The organism is Polaromonas sp. P3_C2 (assembly GCF_056402675.1).
In genome coordinates this window covers 1-1,449 of record NZ_JBFUGX010000878.1, presented here as the reverse complement: position 1 = coordinate 1,449, position 1,449 = coordinate 1, and the positions used below count along the sequence as shown (strand labels likewise).

General features: G+C 62.2%; 2 protein-coding genes. One reads left to right on the top strand and one right to left on the bottom strand.

Annotated elements, in window-relative coordinates:
• The coding region (locus AC1DWI_RS22985) for a hypothetical protein (protein WP_477725890.1) at positions 1-483 on the bottom strand (483 nt) is incomplete at its 3' end.
• 67 nt (positions 484-550) lie between these two features.
• Between AC1DWI_RS22985 and AC1DWI_RS22980 the strand changes: the two genes are divergently transcribed.
• On the top strand, positions 551-1,291 hold the full coding sequence (locus tag AC1DWI_RS22980; RefSeq protein WP_477725889.1) for a DUF8198 family protein: 741 nt from the start codon (positions 551-553) through the stop codon (positions 1,289-1,291).
• Positions 1,292-1,449 lie beyond the last annotated feature (158 nt).

Below are 1,449 nucleotides of genomic sequence, written 5' to 3'. Positions count from 1 at the left end.
GCCCAACATTGGCCAGCTGGACGGCTCGGAAAAATACGCGCCGGCCGTGATGTCGTGCAGGGCGGCGTACGCCTGCTGGCGCAGCGCGAAGCTTGACAGGCGCATATCCTGAAGCGCCTGCTGGATATCTGCAACAGAGGCTTCGGGCCAAGGCCGGCTCAAGCGGGCCAGCGCATGCCGGCCGCCAGCACTGGCCAGCAACGCCAGCAGCTGGGACAACTCCGCCTGCGCATGAGGCGGAAGGGATTGAACCAGGATGTCGATCCGGCTGAGCAAGCCCTGCAGCGCAATTTCGCGTGGGCCGGCGTCTGCAGGCAGCGTCGTATCCAGAACGGCGCGGCCCACGGCGGAAAAAATCTCACGCCCCGAGTGAGTCAAGACTCCCCCGGTCAGGCCAGGCTGCAGCAAAGCAGCAGCGCCGCCGGCGACAACCAGCACGGCCGCCGACGCGGCACCGAGCTTGAGAAGCGTTCTTCTTTGCATCCGGGAAGTTTCTCATGCGCATTTAGGTTTCTATAGGGGGCCGTACCTAGATAAACTCCGGGTTTGTATGGACGCATCCGCACAACAAATTCATCACGCACTGCAAACCGTTGCGCAGCTTCGGCAGCAGCACGCGGCAGACCCACCGCTGGCCAGGGCGAGCGCGGAGGTCAAACGGTTTCAGGCGCGCCGTTTTCAGGCCACTTACTCGGACCTGCTGCACAGCCCGCGGTATAAAACTGCCGCCACCTTCTTCCTGCAGGAGCTGTACAGCGACARAGACTACGCCGAACGCGACCAGCAGTTTGCGCGTATCGCAAGCACCATCGCCAAACTTTTCCCGCAACCTGTTGTCAGCACGGCTGCCGCGCTGGCGGAAGTGCACGCGCTGACGGAGAAACTCGACGACCTCATGGCGCGGGAATGGCTGGCGGACACCGCAGCCATCCCGGAAAGCGGCGACTGTGGGAGATACATCCGGTGCTGGCGCCGGGTCGGGGATGTAGCCGCACGCACCCGGCAGCTTGAAGTTGTCCTGCACCTTGGGGACGAACTCAACCGCCTGACGCGGACGTTCGGCCTTCGCACGCTGCTCAAGATGATGAGAGGGCCAGCTGCCGCGGCGGGGTTGAACTCCCTGCAGCACTTTCTGGAAACCGGCTTTGACGCCTTTGCCAACATGCGCGGAGCCGACGAGTTCCTGCGCTTGATCAAGGACCGCGAAACGGCCTGGATTCATACCCTGTTCGCGGACGATGCTGTCACCTGCGAGACCAGATTGGGCCATTTGCTGGCTGCCGGACCGTAATGCCACGCCGGCATTAGGACAAGCCCCATAAGGATTCCACTGCGCGGCTTTCACAATGGGCCGCAAGGAGTGTGTATGAACAAGCATTGGCTCAAAAGTTATCCCGCAGGCGTCTCACACGAGATCGACACCGAGCAGTTCCGCTCGTTGAATCATCT